The following is a 2759-nucleotide window of genomic DNA, read 5'->3' as shown; positions in this document are numbered from 1 at the left end:
CGCTGCTCGACCAGGAGATCGCGCCATGAACGTGTCCGCCCGCCACCTGCTGCTGGTCCACGGCCCGGCGCGCATCGTCGAGTGGACCCATCCGCTGACCGATGCCCGCGAGGCCACCGACGTGGTCGGCGCCTGCTTCGAGCACGACACCGACCGCGTGCTGCTCGACGAGGCCGTGCTGCCGCCGGCCTTCTTCGCGCTGCGCACCCGCTTCGCGGGCGAATTCCTCGAGAAGCTGCAGACCTACCGCCTGCGCGCGGCCGTGGTGGTGTCGCCCGCGGCCGACCATGGCGAGCGCTTCGCCGAGTACCTGCGCGAGGCCCGCCAGGGCCGCTACTGCCGTTTCCTCGACAGCCGCGAGGAGGCGCTGGCCTGGCTGGCCCGCGAATGACCCTCGCGGCGCCGGGCCTCGTCAAGGCGGTGCCATGGGCCCGGCGTTATTCTTCGGCCTCCGCGCGCCCCGGCGGCCGCGACTCCCCATTCCTCGACCAAGGGCGCCCCTCATGACCACCCCCATTCCCGCAACCCTGATCCCCGGCGACGGCATCGGCCCCGAGATCGTCGACGCCACGCTGGCCGCGCTCGACGCGTTGAAGGCGCCCTTCGAATGGGACCGCCAGATCGCCGGCCTGGGCGGCGTCAAGGCCTCGGGCGATCCGCTGCCCGCGGCCACGCTCGACAGCATCCGCCGCACCCGGCTCGCGCTCAAGGGCCCGCTCGAGACGCCCTCGGGCGGCGGCTACCGCTCGTCGAACGTGCGGCTGCGCGAGGAGTTCGAGCTCTACGCCAACCTGCGCCCGGCGCGCACCATCATCCCGGGCGGGCGCTTCGACAAGATCGACCTGATGGTGGTGCGCGAGAACCTCGAGGGCCTGTACATCGGCCACGAGCACTACGTGCCGATCGACGGCGACCCGCATGCCGTGGCCATGGCCACCGGCATCAACACGCGCCAGGGCAGCCGCCGCATCCTCGAGTACGCGTTCCAGACCGCCGTGGCCACCGGCCGCAAGAAGGTCACGATCGTGCACAAGGCCAACATCATGAAGGCGCTCACGGGCATCTTCCTCGAGACCGGCCTGGACCTCTACGAGAAGAAGTACAAGGGCCAGTTCGAGCTCGACACGGTCATCATCGACGCCTGCGCGATGAAGCTGGTGCTCAACCCCTGGCAGTTCGACATGCTGGTCACCACCAACCTGTTCGGCGACATCCTGTCGGACCTGGTGGCGGGCCTGGTCGGCGGCCTGGGCATGGCGCCCGGCGCCAACATCGGCACCAATGCCGCGATCTTCGAAGCGGTGCACGGCTCGGCGCCCGACATCGCGGGCAAGGGCATCGCGAACCCGATCGCACTGATGCTCGCGGCCGCGCTGATGCTCGATCACTGCAAGCTGCCCGAGCTCGCCACGCGCCTGCGCCAGGCCATCGACGACACGCTCAACATCGACCAGGTGCGCACCGGCGACCTGGGCGGCAGCGCCGGCACCGAGGCCTTCACGAAGGCGCTGGTGGCGCGCATCCAGAACGCCTGAGGCCGCGCGCGCGGGCCGACGATCCCGATGCCCAGGCGCCTGCTGTGGCTGTCGATGCTGGTGGCGGGGCTCGTGCTGGGCCTGGCCGCGTCGGCGCGCGCCGAGCCGGCGCGCTACACCGTGGTGCGCGTCGACCTGCGCAAGGAGCGGCTCTCGCTGTTCCTCAACGACGACAGCGGCACCGCCTTCAAGCGTTTCGACCGGCTGCAGGCCTGGCTGGCCGAGCGCGGGCGCCGGCTCGACTTCGCGGTGAATGCCGGCATGTACCACGCCGACTTCGCGCCCGTGGGCCTGCTGGTGCGCGAGGGCCGCGAGGAGTCGCCGCTCAACCTCGAGGCCGGCACCGGCAATTTCTTCCTCCAGCCGAACGGCGTGTTCCTGGTGTCGGACGAGGGCCCGCGCGTGATCGAGTCGTCGGAATACCCGGCGCTCGCGCCGCGGCTGCGCGGCCTGTCGATCGCCACCCAGTCGGGCCCGCTGCTGCTGCGCCATGGCGCGGTGCATCGCTCGTTCATCGTCGATTCGCCCTCGCGCAAGATCCGCAACGGCGTCGGCGTGTCGGGTCACACGGCGATCTTCGTGCTCAGCGAGACGCCCGTGAACTTCCACGAGTTCGCGCTCTACTTCCGCGACGTGCTGCACTGCCGCGACGCGCTCTATCTCGACGGCACCGTCTCGGCCCTGCATTCGACCGCGCTCGGGCGCAGCGACTTCGTGCGCGAGCTCGGGCCCATACTCGCGGTCGTTTCGCCCTGAATCCCGTCCCCCTTCGTTTTCCTGCCGAGCCATGACCACTGCGCTGCCCGTCCTGTCCCTTGTCGAAACCCGCGTCCTCGGCGTGCTGGCCGAAAAGCAGCGCACCGTGCCCGACAGCTATCCGCTGACGCTCAACGCGCTGGTGTCGGGCTGCAACCAGAAGACCAGCCGCAACCCGGTGCTCGAGCTCAGCGAGTCGCAGGTGCAGGCCGCGATCGACAGCCTCAAGGGCTACAGCCTGGTGGCCGAGACCAGCGGCGGCCGCGCCTGGCGCTACGAGCACAACATCGACCGCGTGCTGCGCATTCCCTCGCAGTCGGTGATCCTGCTCACGGTGCTGATGCTGCGCGGCCCGCAGACCGCGGGCGAGCTGCGCATCGCCTGCGACCGCATGCACAACTTCGCCGACATCTCCTCGGTCGAGGGCTTCCTCGACGAGCTGTCCGAGCGTTCGGCCGGCGCGCTCGT

Annotated in this window: 4 protein-coding genes; all 4 read left to right on the top strand. The window is 70.4% G+C overall.

Features of this window, described 5'->3' with window-relative positions:
• The first annotated feature begins 25 nt into the window (after positions 1-25).
• Complete coding sequence (locus AC27VN_RS38115) at positions 26-391, top strand: DUF4180 domain-containing protein (protein WP_490880020.1); 366 nt, start codon at positions 26-28, stop codon at positions 389-391.
• Positions 392-503: 112 nt separating this feature from the next.
• Positions 504-1535 carry an isocitrate/isopropylmalate dehydrogenase family protein gene (locus tag AC27VN_RS38110; RefSeq protein ID WP_093340921.1) on the top strand — a complete coding sequence of 344 codons (1032 nt, stop codon included), beginning with the start codon at positions 504-506 and terminating at the stop codon, positions 1533-1535.
• Positions 1536-1562: 27 nt separating this feature from the next.
• Entirely contained in the window at positions 1563-2291 is a 729-nt protein-coding gene (locus tag AC27VN_RS38105) for a phosphodiester glycosidase family protein (RefSeq protein ID WP_490880019.1), read from the top strand.
• Positions 2292-2322: 31 nt separating this feature from the next.
• A partial coding sequence (locus AC27VN_RS38100) for a YceH family protein (protein WP_490880018.1) occupies positions 2323-2759 on the top strand: 437 nt, incomplete at its 3' end.

It is taken from the genome of Variovorax sp. 20P10.2.4 (genome assembly GCF_058244205.1).
This window is presented reverse-complemented; position numbering and strand designations above follow the sequence as displayed.